A 16,085-nucleotide genomic window follows, 5' to 3' on the forward strand; every position below is an offset into this window, starting at 1 on the left:
GGGCCGGTGCGGAATCCGGCCCCGGGTCGCCGGTGCGCTCCTCCTTGGGATGCGGCCATGACGAAGGCGCACGTGGTCGCGGTGTCGGCGTTCGAGGGGATGGCCCCGTTCGAGCCGGGCGTGGTGGTGGAGGTCTTCGGCCTGGCCCGCCCGGAGCTGGGTGATCTGCCCCGGTACGAGCTGCGCGTGTGCGCCGAGCAGCCGCACCGGGATCTGCGCGCGGTGGGCGGCTTCTCGCTGCGCGCCGAGTACGGACCGGACACCCTCGCCGCCGCCGACACGGTGATCGTCCCGGGCGTGGCCGGGGCCGGCGCGACGGTGTCGCCGGCCCTGGGGACGCGCTGCGCCGGGCCCACACGCGCGGGGCGCGACCGGTGTCGATCTGCTCGGGCGCGTTCGCGCCGGCCGCGACCGGCCTGCTCGACGGACGGCGCGCCACCACGCACTGGCGCCGGGCGTTCGCGCCGGCCCCCCGGTAGCGCTCGCGCCGGGCGCTACCGGGGGGCCGGTCGTGGGATCAGCGGTCGGGGGTGGACGGGCGGACGATGGTGAACATGAAGCAGCCGTAGGTGATGTTGCGGCTGTGGATCTCGGTCACCTCGGGGTCGGCGAGGATCTCGGCGAGGGCGGGCTCGGGGTCGTCGGTGTCGTGCACGCGTGAGGTGGGGTGGATCCGTCCCCGGGCGTCGTAGGCGCGAAAGACCTGGCGCCGGGCCCGCCACTGGGGCGGGTAGGAGTCGCCGACCGGTCCGGGGCAGGCGTCGGCGTGCGCGAAGACCGGGCCGATCTCGCGGTAGGGGCTTGCCGGGAGCGGCGGTTCGTAGCCGAACAGGATGAGCCGCTCGCCCTCTTCGGTGTCGCGCAGGCAGCAGCGCAGCGGTTCGCCGCCGCCGGCCGTGTGCGATTCGACCGGGTGGCCGGAGACGTCCAGGCCGGTGGCCCGGACCGAGGCGAGGACCTCGGCGGGGATCGCTCGGACGACGAAGGTGCGGGTGTCCGCGGTGGTGGTCATGCCTCCAGAGTGGACGCGGCCGGGACGCGGTGCCGGCGGCAATCGGACACCTCGTTCGGCACCCGGCTCACCCGGCCCGCCCGTCGAGACGGCATCAATCCCGGCGGTAGGACGCCCAGTCCGTGTCGGTCGCGGCGAACAGGACGCCTCCACCGCCGGGCCCTCGTCGATCGGCGGGTCGATCCCGCGCGTGACCGCCGCCAGGCACGCGGACACCGCGCTCGCCGGGTGTCGGATGATCCGCTCGGCCAACGCCCGCGCCGCACCGATCGGTTCGGCGACGGGCAGCACACGGTCGACCAGGCCCGGTTCGGCCGCGCGGCCGGTCGATGGTCGGCGCGGCGATCGGCCCGTCCCGTTCGACGCGCAGGGTCGCCCCGGTCCGGGGGTGGGGGCGCGTGGTCATGGGCGAGGCGCTCCGATCGGGTTGGGTACGGGGACCAGGCCGCTGTCCACGAGGTGTCGGCTCAGCGGCGCGGCCAGCCGGATGGCCTCCTCGACCCCGACCTCGCCCAAAAGTGTGACGGGGTCGGCGGCGAGTCGATCGGTGGCGTGTTCCACGTCGCGGCGCAGCGCCCCACCACTCCTGGTCAGTCGCGAGTCGCGGTCCAGCAGGCCCTTGGCGACCAGGCGGCGGCGCGCCTGTTCCCACTGCGCGTCACTCCAGCCCCGGGTGCTCTGGAGCAGTTCGCGCGAGACGTTGCCGGTGGCGGCGTGGGTCAGGCCCGCCTCGATGCCGGTCAGGCCGGCGTGCGCGACCGCGATCACGTGGCCGTCGCCGCGGTGTTCGCGCAGGACCGTACTCGCCAACCACAACCGGCCGGCCGCATCGTCCGGACGCCGCACAGCCGACCACGCCGCGGCGAGCGCGCGTCCTTCGTACCCGCAACCCTCGACGGCGCGTTCCAGCAGGTCGACCAGGTCTTCCAGGTGTCGATCGTCCACCGCCGGCAGGGCTCGGGCCAGTGCCGTCCCGACCGCGCCGATCCGGGAGTCGAGCATCTTCTCCGGCGTCGTGTACGCCCACGCGTCGGGCAGCGCGCGGGCCACGCGGGCGGGCGCGAAGGCGAAGCACAGCGCACTCGCCTCGGGGGCGCGGACCGCGCCGAGCGGGGCGAGCCGACCCGCGAAGTAGCCCATCCACCACCCGATCAGCCCGAGCGCGCGGGCCGCCTCGGCCGGTTCCGGCGCGAAGTACACGATGGCGTGGACGGGTTCGATCGCCTCCCAGAAGCGTCTGGCGAGGGTGGGGGCGGGAGCGGCCGACACGACGGGCACCTTTCACTCGACGACGGAGAGCGGGGGATCGGCGGCGGTCGACGACCGGGCCCGACAAGCCGGGAGCCGCGAGCCACGAGCCGTGAGCCACGAACCATGAGCCACGAACCAAGAGCCAGGAGCCACGAACCAAGAGCCGTGGGTAACGAGCCACCGGCCACCAGCCGTCCCCCGTCGAAGAGCCTGCCCGTTGTCCCACTCCCGGGACAGTGCCAATCTGGGTGAATGGACCAGGATCCGAGCTGGTGGGTACGCGTCGCGCTGGACGACTGGCACACCCGCGCGGGACCGCGCCATCGACGGATCGCCGAGTCGCTGGCCGAGGCGATCGAGCGCGGACTCGCCGGCCCGGGCGTACGCCTGCCCGCCGAGCGCCCGTTGGCGCACGCCTTGGGGGTGGGCCGCGGCACCGTCGTGCGCGGCTACGAGACGCTCGCCGAGGCCGGCCTGGTGGAGCGGCGCCAGGGCGCGGGCACGTTCGTGCGTCCCCGGCCCGGGTGGACGCATCCGCCCACCCCGGTCGCGGCCCCGGTCCGGCGGCGCCTGGTCGCCGACGCCGACGTGCTCGACCTGTCCCTGTCGGTGCCCGCCGGGACCGGGCATCTGCCGCCCGCGGACGCCGCGTTCGTATTGTCCCAGGACGACGGGCACGGCCTGCCCCCGGGCGGTCTGCCCGAACTGCGCGCGGCCCTGGCCGACCACCTCACCACGCACCTGGGCCTGCCGACCACACCCGACCGATTGATCGTCACCGCGGGCGCCCGGCACGCGCTGTCCCTGGTGCTCGCGGCGCTGGTGTCGCCGGGACGGGCGGTCCTGACCGGCTGCCCGGGTACACCCGGCCTGGCCGCGGCGGTGACGGCGGCCGGGGGCCGGCCGATCGGTGTCGGTGTGGACGCCCTGGGTCTGGACGTGGCCGCCGTGGACCGAGCCGCCGCCCGGCTGCACGCACCGGTGGTCCTGGCCGCCTCGGCCGCCCACGACCCGACCGGCGCGCCCCTGGCCGAACTCCGCCGCCGCGCCCTGCTCACGGTGCGCCGCGCCCGGGACGCGGTGCTGGTGGAGGACCTGACCCAGGCCGGACTGGGCCTGGGACCCGACCGTGCCCCTCCCGTGCCGCCGGCCGCCGCCGACGACGACGCGGTGATCGCGTTCGGCTCGCTGTCCAAGATGTTCTGGGCCGGTCTGCGGGTGGGCTGGCTGCGCGCGCCGGACGCGCTGCACGCCCACCTGACCCGGACCCGCGCGACCGGTGCGGCGGCGAGCGTACCCGCGCAGGTGCTCGCCGCGCGCCTGCTGCGGGCCGCCGGCGCGGACTGGCAGGAGGGGCTGCGTCGGACGCTGACCGAGCGCCGCGATCTGCTGCTGGACCTGTTGGCCGGGCAGTTGCCGGCCTGGCGGGTGCAGGCGCCGCGGGCCGGACTGTCGGTGTGGGCGGACCTGCCGGTCGCGGACAGCACCACGTTCGCCCACCTGGCCGCGCGGTACGGCGTGCTGGTCCTGCCCGGCGCCGACGCGTGCGTGGACGGCCGACACCATCGCGGCGTGCGGTTGTCCTTCGCCGAGTCGGCGGCCACCCTCGAATCGGCCGTCGACCGGCTGACCGCCGCATGGGAGGAGCACACCCGTCGGCTGGCGGCGAGTCGCTGACGCAGACCGACGGCTTCGCCGGCCGTCGCCCGCGTGGCGAATCCCATGGGTTCCGGCCTGCTCGGGCCGGGCAGCGACAAGAGCATGACCTCTTCCACCTCCGCCATGCCGTACACCGAACTGGGCCGCACCGGCCTGACCGTGGGTCGCATCGTGCTCGGCACGATGAACTTCGGGCCCGCCACCGACGAACGCGACAGCGGCGAGATCATGGACGCCGCGCTCGACGCGGGCATCAACCTGTTCGACACCGCGAACGTGTACGGGCGCTCCCAACTGACCGGCGCCGGCGCCCGGGGGGACACCGAGGAGCTCGTCGGCCGCTGGCTGGCCGGGGGCGACCGGCGCGAACGGGTCGTGCTGGCCACGAAGGTCTACGGCAGTTGGGGCGACTGGCCCAACTCGGGCGGGCTCAGCGCCCGGCACATCCGCCGGGCCTGCGAGGACAGCCTGCGCCGGCTGGGCACCGACCACATCGACATCTACCAGATGCACCACATCGACCGCCGGGTCCCGTGGGAGGAGATCTGGCAGGCGATGGACCTGCTGGTCGCGCAGGGCAAGGTGCTCTACGTCGGGTCGTCGAACTTCGCCGGCTGGCACATCGCGCAGGCCCAGGAGGCGGCGGCCCGCCGATCCTCGCTGGGTCTGGTCAGCGAGCAGTGCCTGTACAACCTTGCCGAGCGCGCCGCCGAGGCCGAGGTGCTGCCGGCGGCACAGGCCTACGGCCTCGGGGTCATCCCGTGGTCGCCGCTGCACGGCGGTGTCCTGGGCGGGGTGCTGGAGAAGGAGCGCGCGGGCGGTCGACACCGCTCCGCCGGGGACCGGGCGGCGGGTGAGGTGGCCGAGCGGCGCGAGCAGATCCAGGCGTACGAGGACCTGTGCGCCAAGATCGGTACGCCGCCGGGGGAGGTCGCACTGGCCTGGCTGCTCACCCGCCCCGGGGTGACCGGCCCGATCGTGGGCCCGCGCACGCGAGACCAATTGGACTCGGCGCTGCGGGCGACGAGCGTCGAGTTGAGCCCGGAGACACTCGCCGAGCTGGACCGGATCTTCCCCGGCCCGGGACCCGCGCCGGAGTCTTTCGCCTGGTAGAGGGCGGATCGCCGACCGGGTGCCGGGCGCACCGCCACCCGGTCGCCGGCCCGCCGCATCAGATGTGACCCAGGTCACATCACCGATCGAAATATCCGGGGACTTCCTGTCCGTTTAACCCAGCGAATCAACAATCGGGGAATCACTCCCCGGTTATCGCTCGGGTACCGACAGGAAGGAGCCGGATCATGGGCAGCACCGTCATTGCCACCGACGTCGCCGAGGACCGTGGTCCGCGACTTCGTGCGGACGCCCGGCGCAACCGCGAGCGGATCATCGCCGCGGCGCGCGAGATGTTCGTCGAACACGGTGTCGAGGTGCCGTTCGACGAGGTCGCCCGCCGCGCGGGAGTCGGCAACGCGACCCTGTACCGCCACTTCGCCGACCGCAACGAGCTCGCGCAGCGGGTGATCCTCTCCGTCCTGGAACGGATCACCGAGCGGGGCGAGCTGGCCCTGGCCGAGGAGCCGGAGGCCTTCGCGGCCCTGCGGCGCTTCGCGCACGGCGCGACGGAGGAGCGGATCGGGGCGCTGTGCACGCTCATGTCCGCCGGAGTGGACAAGACGCATCCCGAGATGGTCGCCGCCCGGGCGCGGCTGGAGCACCTGGTCGAGACGCTGATGGAGCGCTCTCGTACCGAGGGCCGGCTGCGTACCGACGTCGGCTCGGGCGATCTGCTGATGGCGATCACCCAGCTCACCCGACCGCTGCCCGGGATGGGCGGCTGCGTGGAGAACGACCGGTTCGTGCACCGTCACCTGGACGTGCTGCTCGACGGTCTGGGCACACCCGACCCCACCCCGCTGTCCGGCAGCGCCGTGGCGCTGGGGGACATGGAACGGATTGCCGCCGAACACGAGGGGCGGCCTTCCGGGCGCTGACGCGCGCCACCGACTTCCCGAACCTCCGTAGCACCTCGTGACCGCGTAACGACCACGAACACACGAACACTTCACCGTCGACCCGCCGACTCCGCGCGGGCGAGGGAGCACCGTCCACCCTCGCGACGTCCGCCGTCGCATCGCACCCCCCAAGTGAGTACCCCCATGTCTGCAACCGCCCCGCCCAAGACCACCGTGCCCGATCCCAGGCGCTGGAAAGCCCTCCTGTTCATCGCCATCGCCCAGTTGATGGTCGTCCTCGACGGCACCATCGTGAACATCGCGCTGCCGTCCGCCCAGACCGACCTGGGCATCTCCGACGGCAACCGGCAATGGGTGATCACCGCGTACGCCCTCGCGTTCGGCGGGCTGCTGCTCTTCGGCGGCCGGATCGCCGACCTGTGGGGTCGACGCCGCACCTTCATCGTCGGCCTGACCGGCTTCGCCGCCGCGTCCGCGCTCGGCGGCATAGCCGCGAGCACCGGCATGCTGCTCGGCGCCCGGGCACTCCAGGGCGCGTTCGGCGCGCTGCTGGCCCCGTCCGCGCTGTCCCTGCTCGCGGTGATGTTCACCGACGCCAAGGAACGCGCCAAGGCGTTCGGCATCTTCGGCGCGATCGCCGGTGGCGGCGGCGCGGTGGGCCTGATCCTGGGCGGCGTGCTCACCGAGTACCTGAACTGGCGCTGGACCTTCTTCGTCAACATCCCGTTCGCCGCGGTCGCCGCGGCCGGTGCCGTCCTGGTCATCAGTGAGCCTGCCGGGACCCGCAACCGCTCGCCGCTGGACATCCCCGGCGTGGTGCTGTCCTCGGTCGGCCTGGGCACCCTGGTCTACGCCTTCACCCGCGCCGAGAGCCACGGTTGGACCTCGGGCAGCACGGTGGGCCTGTTCGTCGCCGCGGCGGTCCTGCTCGCGTCGTTCGTCCTCGTGGAGAGCCGGGTCAAGGCCCCGCTCCTGCCGCTGCGGGTGATCGCCGACCGCAACCGGGCGGGCATCTACCTCTCGCTCGGCCTGGCCATCATCGCGATGTTCGGCATGTTCCTGTTCCTCACCTACTACCTCCAGATCGTCAAGGACTTCTCGCCGGTGATGACCGGCCTGGCGTTCCTGCCGATGATCGCGGGCATGATCACCGGCTCGACCCAGATCGGCGCGCGCCTGATGACCCGGGTCCCGGCCCGGCTGCTGATGGGCCCCGGCTTCCTGACCGCCGGTGTCGGCATGCTGCTGCTCACCCAGATCGAGGTCGGCAGCTCGTACGTCGGGCTGATCCTGCCCGCGCAGATCCTGCTCGGTCTGGGCATGGGCACGGCGTTCATGCCGGCGATGAGCCTGGCCACCTACGGCGTCCAGCCGCGGGACGCCGGCGTCGCCTCGGCGATGATCAACACCTCGCAGCAGGTCGGCGGCGCGATCGGCACGGCGCTGCTGAACACCATCGCGGCGAGCGCGACCACGGCCTACGTGGCCTCGCACACGTCCGGTTCGGCCGGCCTGGAGCAGCTCAAGATGCAGGCCATGGTGCACGGCTACGCCACCGCCATTTGGTGGGCGGTCGGCATCCTGGCGCTGGCCTCGGCGATCGCCTTCACCTTCATCACCGTCGGGCACGGCGACAGCACGGTGGTCGCCACGAACGACAAGGACGCGGACACCGACGCGGACGAGCTGCCGGTTCCGGTGCTCGTGCACTGATCGCACGATCGGTGACCGCCGGGTCCTCGGGACCTCACGGCACCTCGGGCGCGGGCCCCATCGCCATCGGCGGTGGGGCCCGCGCCGTGTCGGGGCCCGGTGTCCGCCCCCGGGCGGCCGTGGTCAGCGGCCCTGGCGCGGAGGTTGCGGGCCGGCCGCGCCGACCGGGTACACGACGTCGTCCAGCGGGAGCGGCAGCCCCTCGCAGACCACCGTGCCCGGCCGGGCGCCGCGCGCGAGGTAGGCGTTGACCCGGACGTCCACACACGCGTTGCCGCTGTCGTAGGCGATGTGATTGCCCGCGTCCCGGACGAAGATCATCGACTGGTGCGACTCGGCGGCGGCGATCAGCGCGCCGTCGGCCGGCGTCGCCGGGTCGAGCTGGTTTTGCACCATCAACATCCGGGGCAGTGTGGCCGCGTTCGGCACGGCCGGCCGCGCGGTCGCGAACGGGTAGAAGGCACAAGGCTGTTCGGTGGCGAGCGAGCCGGCCAACGGATAGCGCGCGCCGAGCCGGTCGCCCTCGGCGACCCAGCGGGCCGGGTCCCGCGGCCACCGGCCGTCGCCGCACCGGACCGCCCAGTGCGCTCCGCTGTCCGGTATGCCGACCGGCACCCTGGGTGCGGCGAGCAGGTCCGTCGCCCGGGTCGGATCGCCACGCAGCGCGACCAACAGTTCGGCCCACTGCGGCCAACCGCCGGAGTTGTACAGCACGGTCGCCTGCGTCGCGTCCAACGCCGTGCCGCGACCCTGCCCGGCGACGGCGGCGCGCAACTCCTCGTACGCGGCGCCGGCCGCCTCCGGGGTGTCGCCGAACCCGTACCGGTCGTGGTGGCGCGCGAGCCAGGGCAGGAACTGCACGTCGAAGCGGCGCCGGAAGCCGCGGGCCCACGACTCGACGAAGACCTCCTCCGGCGTGGACAACCAGTTCATGCTCGAGTCGAGGACGAAACGGTCCACCCGATCGCGATAGGTGGCCGCGTACCACGCGCCCAGCCAGGTGCCGTAGGAGAAGCCGAGGTAGTCGATGCGGCGCTCGCCGAGCACCGCCCGGATCAGGTCCAGGTCCCGCGCGGTCTGATCGGTGGTCACATACGGGGCGAACGCCGCGTCCGCGCAGGCCTGTCCGACCAGGCGCGCGTTCGCGAGCTGCCGTGCGACGTTGGCCGGCGAGCGGTCGCGGGTGTCGGCGACCGAGTCGTACCGCGTCCAGTCCACGCCGCAGTCCAGAGTCGTGGAGGGCGCGACTCCCCGGGGCGCGAAGCCGATGATGTCGTGGGTCCGCGACAACTCGGGCTGGGACCGGGCGATCCGGGTCGCCGATGCCGAGCCGTCGATGCCGGGGCCGCCGGGATTGACCAGGAGCACGCCGCGCCGCGCCGATCCACCGGTACTCGCCACCCGGGTCACCCGCACGGTGATCGTGCCCTTGCTCCGGTCGTACCAGTCCAGCGGCGCGCGCACGTCCGCGCAGGAAGTGACCGGGTGGTCCCGCCAGTCGGGATCGCGCGGACCGGGCGAGGTGTACCAGTCGCACACCCGCCACTGCGGACGCTGCGCGCCGAGGGCGCCGTACGGGTTGACCGCGCCGGCGTTCGCGTCGGCACCGGAGGCGGCCTGCGCGTCGGTGCCGACGAGGGTGCCGGCCACGCCGGCGAGCAGCGCCGCGCACGAGACGGCGATCCGCAGGCCGCGTCGGAGGGTGGTGCGGCGCCTGGGTGGCGGGAGCCAGGAGTCGGGGGGCTGCATGGGGCTCCAGTCGAGCGGGCCGAGAGCCGGGCCACACGGGGCGATGGGGTGCCGCGCCGGGGCCGGGGGTGCCAGGGGCGAGCCGGGGGGCCGAAGATGTGCCGGGGCGAATGCCGGAGGTGTGCGGGGTGCCGGGGGTCCGCGGGGGTGCCGCGCTGTCGTCCGGGAGGCCGGGTTCGCTCGGGGACCGGCCCGGCCCCGCATCGCTCAGGGAAGGATCGCGTCCACGTATCCGCCGTCCACCCGCAACGCACCGCCCGTGGTCGCCGACGCGAAGTCCGAGCTCAGGTAGACCACCATGTGCGCGATCTCCTCGGGCTCGATCAACCGCTGGATCAGCGACTGCGGGCGGTGGCGCCGCATGAACTCGCGCTGTGCCTGTGGCCACGGCAGTGCGGGGTCGACCAACTCGTAGACGAAGTCCTCGATTCCGCCGGTGTGGGTCGGCCCGGCGATCACCGAGTTGACCGTCACCCCGCTGCCGGCCGCCTCCTTGGCGAATCCGCGCGACACCGCGAGCAACGCCGTCTTGGACATGCCGTACTGGATCATCTCCGCCGGGGTGACCACCGCCGAGTCGCTGGCGATGTTCTGGATCCGCCCCCAGCCGCGCTCGAGCATCCCGGGCAGACAGGCGCGGATCATCCGCACCGCGGTGAGCACGTTCACCTCGAAGTACCGCCGCCACTCGGCGTCGTCGATCTCCAGCGCGGGCCGCGCGCCGAAGATGCCGAGGTTGTTCACCAGGATGTCCACGTCCGGCGCCGCCGCCGACACCCGCGCGGCCCCCTCGTCGGTGGCGATGTCCCCCGGCGCCGCCCGGAATTCACCGCCGGGCACCTCGCCGCGCATGCGCTCCAGCGCCGCCTCCACGGACTCGGGGGTGCGTCCGTTCACGGCGACCCGGGCCCCGGACCGGGCCAGCCCCACCGCGATCGCCGCCCCGATCCCCTGGGTCGACCCGGTGACCAACGCACTCTTCCCGGCAAGATCGATCAGCACGCTGCGAACCCTTCGTCCGACACCCATCCCCCGGCCGCGTCCAGTAGATCATCCGGGCGACGGATCGGAGTCGGCGACGGGCCGACGATCACAAGCGGCCCGCCGATGCCGCACCGTGCCACGAGCACCGCGGGCACTCCCTCCCGCCGCCGGGCGGGTGACGTCGCCGCCCGGTCGGCGTCACCGGAGGGCCGGGATCACCTCCTTGCCGAACAGTGCGATCATCGAAGCCAGTTCGTCGAACGAGCCGCGCGTGGACGTCGGGCCGGTGTCGCCCGGCAGGCCCGCGCCGAAGGCCGCGTGGATGTGGTCGCCGCCGGTTCGGTCGCGGTAGTCGGCGATCTGGGCGATCACGTCCTCGGGGCCGCCCCACAACAACCGGTCCCGGGCGATCTCCTCGGCGGGGACGTGCTCGCCGGCGTCCAGGCGGTGGAACAAGTCGCGCTCCGTGGCGTCCTCGGCCGATGCGCGCCAGTGCTCGAGCAGGCCGCCGACGTACGCGGGCAACACCTCCTCGGCGACCGTGCGGCGGTCCTTGCCGAGCCACGCGTACCGGCGCAGCACCCAGTCGGGCCGCCGGGCGTGCCGCGCGCACGCCGCCCGGTAGACCGCCAGGCAGGATCGTGCCTTGGCCAGGGACTGGACCGGGCCGCACAACCACGCGTCCCCCAGGCGCGCGGCGCGCTCGACGGCGGCGTCCGCGACGCCGGCCACCCACAGCGGGATGTGCTCCTGCACCGGGCGCGGGTACACGGTCAGTTCGGGGAAGTCGTGGAAGCGGCCCCGATAGGCGACGTTCTCCCGGGTCCAGACCAGGCGGAGGATCTCCAACGCCTCCTCCATCCGCGCGCCCCGGGTGCGGAACTCGGATCCGTGCGCCGCGTACTCCAGCGGCCACCAGCCCAGTCCGACGCCGAGGGTGACCCGTCCGCCCGAGATCTCGTCGATCGTGGCGACCTGTTCGGCGACCCGCAAGGGATGGTGCACCGGGAGTTGGAAGATGCCGGTGCCCACCCGCAGGGTGTCCGTCCGGGCGGCAACGGCGGCCAGCAGCGTGAGTGGATCGCTCATGTTGCCCGGCATGAAGTGGTGGTGGCCGACGGTGGCGGTGTCGAATCCGGCCTCCTCGGCGATCCGCGCCAGCGCGAACGTGCGGTGATAGGGCTGCGCGTGGCCGGGATCGCGCAGCACGGGCAGGGACATGGAGAACCTCATGCGCACGACCTCATCCGAAGAGCCTCATGCGGGCGGAAGCTAGCAGCGACCTCGCCGGCTCTCCAGTGCCATGGCGACGTCCGTCGTTCGACACGCGAGTGGCGCGGTCGGGCAACGCGAACCGCCCGGTACGCTCGGCCGGCGGGAACACGGCAGGCTCGGGGTGCACGAGACCGGAGGCGAAGACGATGAGCGAGCAGGTCGCGGTGGGTCTGGTCGGGGCCGGGCCGTGGGCGAGGCTGGTGCACGCGCCGGTGTTCGCGGCGGGGCCGGAGACCCGGCTCGCCGCGGTGTGGGCGCGCCGACCGGAGCCGGCCCGGGAACTCGCCGAGTCCTACGGCGCCCGGGCGTGCGCGGAGTTCGACGAGCTGCTCGACGCGTGCGAGGCGGTGGTCTTCGCGATCGCCCCCGAGGCCCAACCCCCGCTCGCCGAGCGCGCCGCGCGGGCCGGCAAGGCCGTGCTGCTGGAGAAGCCGATCGCGGCCGACCCGGACACCGCACGCCGCCTGGCCGACGTGATCGACACGGCCGGGGTCGGCTCGATGGTCGCCCTGAGCGCGCGATACGCGCCGCGTGTACGGGAGTTCCTGGCCCACCTGGAGAGCGCCGAGACGCCGTGGCGCACGGGCAGGTTGACCTGCGTCACCGGGGCCTTCCTCGGCGGTCCGTTCGCGGCGTCGCCGTGGCGGCAGGCGCGCGGCGCGATCCTGGACGTGGGGCCGCACGCGTTCGACCTGATGAGCGTCGCGCTGGGCGACATCGTGGACCTGCGGGCCGACTCCGCGGGCGCGGGCTGGGCGGCGCTTCAGCTCGTCCACGCCGGCGGCGCGGTGTCCCAACTGCTGTTGTGCTGCTCGGCCGAAGGCGGCCACCGCTACGACGTGGACCTGTACGGATCGGCCGGGGCCGCCACGCTGGACCTGTCCGCGGCGATCGACGGGTCCGCCTTCGCGGTGCTGCGCGCGGAGTTCGCGACCCTGGTCCGCGACGGCGGCCGGCACGTGTGCGATGTTCGTCGCGGACTGTATCTCCAGGAGATCGTCGCCCGCGCCGAACAACAACTCGTCGCGGCACGCTGAATCGCGCGCCGCGACGCTGCGCCGCGGCGGTTCAGGCCGTCGGCTTGCGGCCGATGCCACCGGCCATCAGCTTCTGACCGACCGTCAGCGGCTCCTCGACCGGCTCCTCGGGCCGCCACTGCGGCAGGAAGACCACGCCCGGCTCGACCGTTTCGAGGCCGTCGAAGTACGCGGAGATCTCCTCGATGGTCCGGAAACGGCCCGAACCCAGGTCGGTGAGCAGCGCCTTCTCCAACGCGACCGCGTCCGGGCTGGACGCGCAGAAGTGCGTGAGGAAGAGGAAACTGCCGGGCGGCAGCGCCTTCTTGTAGGCCTCGACGATCGCCTCGGGGCCCTCGTCGTCGTTGAGGTGGTGCACGACGCCGACGAGCATCAGGCCGACCGGCTGGTCGAAGTCGATCAGCGCGAGCACGTCCGGGTGGGACAGGATCTCGGCGGGCTCGCGCAGGTCGGCGGTGACCACCGTGGTCCGGTCGTTCTCCGCGAGCAGGGCGCGGCCGTGCGCGAGCACGATCGGGTCCTTGTCCACGTAGACCACCCGGGCCTCGGGCGAGTGCTCCTGCGCCACCTGGTGGGTGTTCTGCACGGTGGGCAGGCCGGAACCCAGGTCGAGGAACTGACGGATGCCCTGCTCCGCCATGTACCGGACCCCGCGCCCGAGTATCGCCCGGTTGTACCGGCCGACATCGCCTATCTCCGGGACGATCGCCAGCGACGCCTCGGCGATCGCCCGGTCCACCGGGTAGTTGTCCTTGCCGCCGAGCACCGCGTCGTAGACCCGCGCGATGCTGGGCGTGGAGATGTCGATGCCGACCGGTCGCCAGTCGTCGTCCGATCCGACCGGAGAGTTGGCCGCCGCTTGCGAGTCGTCTGCCATGAAAGGCTCCAACCATGGTGTGAGTGATGATCAGTTCCCGTTGACGGCAAGCCTATTGGTGATCGACTCGGTTTGTTGCCCGGGGCAAGGACCAACCGTCGCACTCCCCGCCGTTCTCGACCGTCCTCGAACTCCCGTGCGAACAAAGCGAGATGGCGGGAGATCAGCACGCCCGGATCACCCCGATTCGCCTCCCGCGCCGGTACCCTCACTCCCCTGGTCGCCGTAGCGGCGCTCGAACTTGGCGATCTCCCCCTCGGGGTCCACCGGGCGGGCGTTGCCGGTGTAGAACGGATGGCTCTTCGAGGAGATCTCCACGTCGACGACCGGGTAGGTGTTCCCGTCGTCCCACGCGATCGTCTCCTCGCTGACCGCCGTGGACTTGGTGAGAAAGGCGTATCCGGCGGACCTGTCCCGAAAGACCACCGGGCCGTACGACGGGTGCTTGTCCTGTTGCATCGCTGCTCCTCGGCTGGATTCCGATACGCCACCGACCCGGCGCGCACCACGTGCGCCCTGGCTCGACGGCCTCGCCAACACCCTCGCGAACAATCCCCACCCCCGCGAGACCACACACCCGTCCGGCCGAACGGAACCACCTGTCCGGCGACGCGGACCACGCGATAATCGAGGCATGGATCGCATCAGCCGGTTCCGCCGTGAGGTTCGCGCGTTCGAGGCCGCCGCGCGGCGGTGCCCCGAGGGTCGGGACGCACCCGTCGTGCCGTCCTGCCCGGAGTGGACGATGTCCGATCTGGTCGTCCACCTCGGGGTTGTGCATCGCTTCGTGACGCGGGTCGTCGACGCGCGACTGGGCGAACCACCGGATGCCTCCGACGTCGGCATCTTCGCGCTGCCCGAGGATCGCGCCGGTTGGCCGGATCCGGTGGGGCCCACGCCCACATGGGGGCCGCTCGCCCCCGGTCTGGTCGACTGGTTCGCCGCCGGGGCGGACGAGTTGGCCCGGGCGTTCGAGCGGACCCCGGCCGAGGAGCGGGTCTGGACCTGGTCCGACGAGCGGACCGTCGGCTTCTGGTCGCGCATGCAGACCATCGAGGCCGCGGTGCACCGCTGGGACGCCGAGAACACGGTCGGGCCCGCCGCGCCGATGGACGCCGAACTGGCGGCGGACGCCGTGGGCCAGCACTTCGAGGTGATGGTCCCGGCTCGGCGAGCCCGAGTGGCGGCCGCGGCCGGGGCCGGGGAGCGCCTGCGGCTGCGGCAGACCGACGGCCCGGGCGTCTGGGCGGCACACTTCGCCGGCGATCGGGTCCTGCTCGGCGACACCGACGGACCCTGCGATGTCGAACTGGCGGGCACCGCCTCCGACTTGATGCTCTTCGTGTGGGGACGCCCGGCGGCGGGCCGGCTGGAGGTCACCGGCGACCGCGACGTGCTCGACCGCTATTCGACGCTCGTCCCCTCCGTGTAGGTCCGCGTCGACCCCGTCTCCACCGGCCCCGTCTCCACCGGCCCCGCCTGCACCCGGTCCGGTTGCCGATCGCAGCGCAGCACCACGAAGCCCGGTTCCGCGCCGAGCTGTACGCACCCTCCGGCGCGCAGCCGGTCCAGGTAGTCGTTCTGCGCCGCGACCGGTACCGGGAACCCGGCCACCCAGGTGTCGGCCACCACCCACCGGGGGCGGATCCGCGGATCCGGCAGCAGCGACACCACGGTGCGCGAGGTCAACTGCGGCACCAGGTGGTTCGTCGCGGACACCCGCGCGCCGTCCGGCACCAGGCCGACCATGTGTCGGGCGGCCAGGTAGCGCGGATCGGCGCGCCAGAAGGCGCTGTACGCGAGATCCCGGAAGGGAAGGTCCCAGGCCAGGAAAGCCGCCACGAGCAGGCAGAGCGCCGGGAGCGCCCGGGCGTACCCGCGCGTCGTTCGCCGGCGGGCCGCGCGCGGCCGCGGCCGGGCGTCCGGCAGTGCGAGGAAGAACACCGGCATCAGCGTCGCGCTGTAGTGGAATTCCGTCCCCCAGTGCAGCGGTACGTCCGACACGAAGCGCGGCCCAAGCGTCGGCAGCGCGACCAGGACCACCGATGAACGCAGCGCCGCGAAGCCGACCACGAGCAGCAGCAGCCACAGGGTCCGGGCCTGCTCGGCCGCCCGCGTGCTGGGCCCGGGGGTGCCCGCCGTGCCGCCGTTCACCGAGTCCCAGTACGAATAGCCGCCGTCCGGGTTCGCGGCCGGCAGCAGCACGCCGATCACGAGCGCGGCGACCACCAGGCCGAACATCGCCGGCCCGAGCCCCTGGCGCACGGCGGCGCGATCCCGCTCGGGTGGGTGGTACGCGCGCCAGGCGATCAGCAGACCCGGCACCGCGACCGTCACACCGGGGTCCTCCTTCGCCAGGACCAGCGGTTCCCGGCGATGGTTCGGGGCGCGCTCGCGGTGCGAAGGCTGAACACCGAGCCGGTCCGCGCGGCGCGGCGACACGCCCCGGCGCCGATCAATCCCCCGACCGGCCCAGCACCACTCGGCCGGCCGAGAAGGGGCGACCCGCTGGATCTTCCGCACGCCGCGCCCCACCTGACGACACCCGACGG

At 73.4% G+C, this 16,085-nt stretch carries 15 protein-coding genes; 7 read left to right on the top strand and 8 right to left on the bottom strand.

What is annotated here, in order from left to right; translation table 11 throughout:
* Positions 1–57: 57 nt before the first annotated feature.
* Positions 58–552 carry a hypothetical protein gene (locus ACWCPW_RS15475; RefSeq protein WP_449762047.1) on the top strand — a complete coding sequence of 165 codons (495 nt, stop codon included), beginning with the start codon at positions 58–60 and terminating at the stop codon, positions 550–552.
* Here the strand turns inward: ACWCPW_RS15475 and ACWCPW_RS15480 are convergent.
* Positions 518–1,012 (bottom strand): DUF1203 domain-containing protein, encoded by a 495-nt coding sequence (locus ACWCPW_RS15480; protein WP_449762048.1) that lies wholly within the window; start codon positions 1,010–1,012, stop codon positions 518–520. The genes ACWCPW_RS15475 and ACWCPW_RS15480 overlap by 35 nt on opposite strands.
* Positions 1,013–1,414: 402 nt before the next feature.
* Entirely contained in the window at positions 1,415–2,281 is an 867-nt protein-coding gene (locus tag ACWCPW_RS15485; protein ID WP_449762049.1) for an SCO6745 family protein, read from the bottom strand.
* Between the two features lie 234 nt (positions 2,282–2,515).
* On the opposite strand from ACWCPW_RS15485, the gene ACWCPW_RS15490 reads away from it, so the two are divergent.
* The 4 genes from ACWCPW_RS15490 to ACWCPW_RS15505 all read left to right on the top strand — a co-directional run bounded on the left by ACWCPW_RS15490 (position 2,516) and on the right by ACWCPW_RS15505 (position 7,611).
* Positions 2,516–3,940: an aminotransferase-like domain-containing protein gene (locus tag ACWCPW_RS15490; protein ID WP_449762050.1), complete on the top strand. Its 1,425-nt coding sequence runs from the start codon at positions 2,516–2,518 to the stop codon at positions 3,938–3,940.
* Between the two features lie 105 nt (positions 3,941–4,045).
* Positions 4,046–5,035 carry an aldo/keto reductase gene (locus ACWCPW_RS15495; protein ID WP_449762200.1) on the top strand — a complete coding sequence of 330 codons (990 nt, stop codon included), beginning with the start codon at positions 4,046–4,048 and terminating at the stop codon, positions 5,033–5,035.
* Positions 5,036–5,223: 188 nt separating this feature from the next.
* A complete protein-coding gene (locus tag ACWCPW_RS15500; protein ID WP_449762051.1) occupies positions 5,224–5,916 on the top strand; it encodes a TetR/AcrR family transcriptional regulator in 693 nt (230 codons plus the stop codon).
* Positions 5,917–6,081: 165 nt separating this feature from the next.
* Positions 6,082–7,611, top strand: a complete 1,530-nt coding sequence (locus tag ACWCPW_RS15505) for an MFS transporter (protein ID WP_449762052.1) — start codon at positions 6,082–6,084, stop codon at positions 7,609–7,611.
* Between the two features lie 123 nt (positions 7,612–7,734).
* Here the strand turns inward: ACWCPW_RS15505 and ACWCPW_RS15510 are convergent, their stop codons facing one another.
* The 3 genes from ACWCPW_RS15510 to ACWCPW_RS15520 all read right to left on the bottom strand — a co-directional run bounded on the left by ACWCPW_RS15510 (position 7,735) and on the right by ACWCPW_RS15520 (position 11,577).
* Complete coding sequence (locus ACWCPW_RS15510; protein ID WP_449762053.1) at positions 7,735–9,360, bottom strand: alpha/beta fold hydrolase; 1,626 nt, start codon at positions 9,358–9,360, stop codon at positions 7,735–7,737.
* Positions 9,361–9,567: 207 nt separating this feature from the next.
* Positions 9,568–10,362, bottom strand: coding sequence for an SDR family NAD(P)-dependent oxidoreductase (locus ACWCPW_RS15515; protein ID WP_449762054.1), 795 nt, complete (start codon positions 10,360–10,362; stop codon positions 9,568–9,570).
* Positions 10,363–10,542: 180 nt separating this feature from the next.
* Positions 10,543–11,577, bottom strand: a complete 1,035-nt coding sequence (locus ACWCPW_RS15520) for an LLM class flavin-dependent oxidoreductase (RefSeq protein WP_449762055.1) — start codon at positions 11,575–11,577, stop codon at positions 10,543–10,545.
* A gap of 188 nt (positions 11,578–11,765) precedes the next feature.
* Here ACWCPW_RS15520 and ACWCPW_RS15525 point away from each other — a divergent pair, with 188 nt between their 5' ends.
* Positions 11,766–12,656 carry a Gfo/Idh/MocA family protein gene (locus ACWCPW_RS15525; protein ID WP_449762056.1) on the top strand — a complete coding sequence of 297 codons (891 nt, stop codon included), beginning with the start codon at positions 11,766–11,768 and terminating at the stop codon, positions 12,654–12,656.
* Positions 12,657–12,687: 31 nt separating this feature from the next.
* On the opposite strand, the gene ACWCPW_RS15530 is transcribed toward ACWCPW_RS15525, so the two are convergent.
* A complete protein-coding gene (locus tag ACWCPW_RS15530; RefSeq protein ID WP_449762057.1) occupies positions 12,688–13,533 on the bottom strand; it encodes an SAM-dependent methyltransferase in 846 nt (281 codons plus the stop codon).
* A gap of 177 nt (positions 13,534–13,710) precedes the next feature.
* On the bottom strand, positions 13,711–13,992 hold the full coding sequence (locus tag ACWCPW_RS15535) for a type B 50S ribosomal protein L31 (protein ID WP_449762058.1): 282 nt from the start codon (positions 13,990–13,992) through the stop codon (positions 13,711–13,713).
* A gap of 175 nt (positions 13,993–14,167) precedes the next feature.
* On the opposite strand from ACWCPW_RS15535, the gene ACWCPW_RS15540 reads away from it, so the two are divergent.
* Positions 14,168–14,965 carry a maleylpyruvate isomerase family mycothiol-dependent enzyme gene (locus ACWCPW_RS15540; RefSeq protein ID WP_449762059.1) on the top strand — a complete coding sequence of 266 codons (798 nt, stop codon included), beginning with the start codon at positions 14,168–14,170 and terminating at the stop codon, positions 14,963–14,965.
* Here ACWCPW_RS15540 and ACWCPW_RS15545 read toward each other — a convergent pair.
* Complete coding sequence (locus ACWCPW_RS15545; RefSeq protein ID WP_449762060.1) at positions 14,938–16,068, bottom strand: DUF2079 domain-containing protein; 1,131 nt, start codon at positions 16,066–16,068, stop codon at positions 14,938–14,940. The genes ACWCPW_RS15540 and ACWCPW_RS15545 overlap by 28 nt on opposite strands.
* Between the last annotated feature and the right edge of the window lie 17 nt (positions 16,069–16,085).

It is taken from the genome of Embleya sp. NPDC001921, from assembly GCF_053594475.1.

Bases quoted from the DNA above. Each gene is read 5' to 3' on its own strand.
- ACWCPW_RS15495 (WP_449762200.1), top strand. From the start codon at position 4,046: ATGCCGTACACCGAACTGGGCCGCACCGGCCTGACCGTGGGTCGCATC.
- ACWCPW_RS15535 (WP_449762058.1), bottom strand. From the start codon at position 13,992: ATGCAACAGGACAAGCACCCGTCGTACGGCCCGGTGGTCTTTCGGGAC.
- ACWCPW_RS15530 (WP_449762057.1), bottom strand. From the start codon at position 13,533: ATGGCAGACGACTCGCAAGCGGCGGCCAACTCTCCGGTCGGATCGGAC.
- ACWCPW_RS15520 (WP_449762055.1), bottom strand. From the start codon at position 11,577: ATGAGGTTCTCCATGTCCCTGCCCGTGCTGCGCGATCCCGGCCACGCG.
- ACWCPW_RS15490 (WP_449762050.1), top strand. From the start codon at position 2,516: ATGGACCAGGATCCGAGCTGGTGGGTACGCGTCGCGCTGGACGACTGG.
- ACWCPW_RS15510 (WP_449762053.1), bottom strand. From the start codon at position 9,360: ATGCAGCCCCCCGACTCCTGGCTCCCGCCACCCAGGCGCCGCACCACC.
- ACWCPW_RS15480 (WP_449762048.1), bottom strand. From the start codon at position 1,012: ATGACCACCACCGCGGACACCCGCACCTTCGTCGTCCGAGCGATCCCC.
- ACWCPW_RS15500 (WP_449762051.1), top strand. From the start codon at position 5,224: ATGGGCAGCACCGTCATTGCCACCGACGTCGCCGAGGACCGTGGTCCG.
- ACWCPW_RS15525 (WP_449762056.1), top strand. From the start codon at position 11,766: ATGAGCGAGCAGGTCGCGGTGGGTCTGGTCGGGGCCGGGCCGTGGGCG.
- ACWCPW_RS15475 (WP_449762047.1), top strand. From the start codon at position 58: ATGACGAAGGCGCACGTGGTCGCGGTGTCGGCGTTCGAGGGGATGGCC.
- ACWCPW_RS15540 (WP_449762059.1), top strand. From the start codon at position 14,168: ATGGATCGCATCAGCCGGTTCCGCCGTGAGGTTCGCGCGTTCGAGGCC.
- ACWCPW_RS15505 (WP_449762052.1), top strand. From the start codon at position 6,082: ATGTCTGCAACCGCCCCGCCCAAGACCACCGTGCCCGATCCCAGGCGC.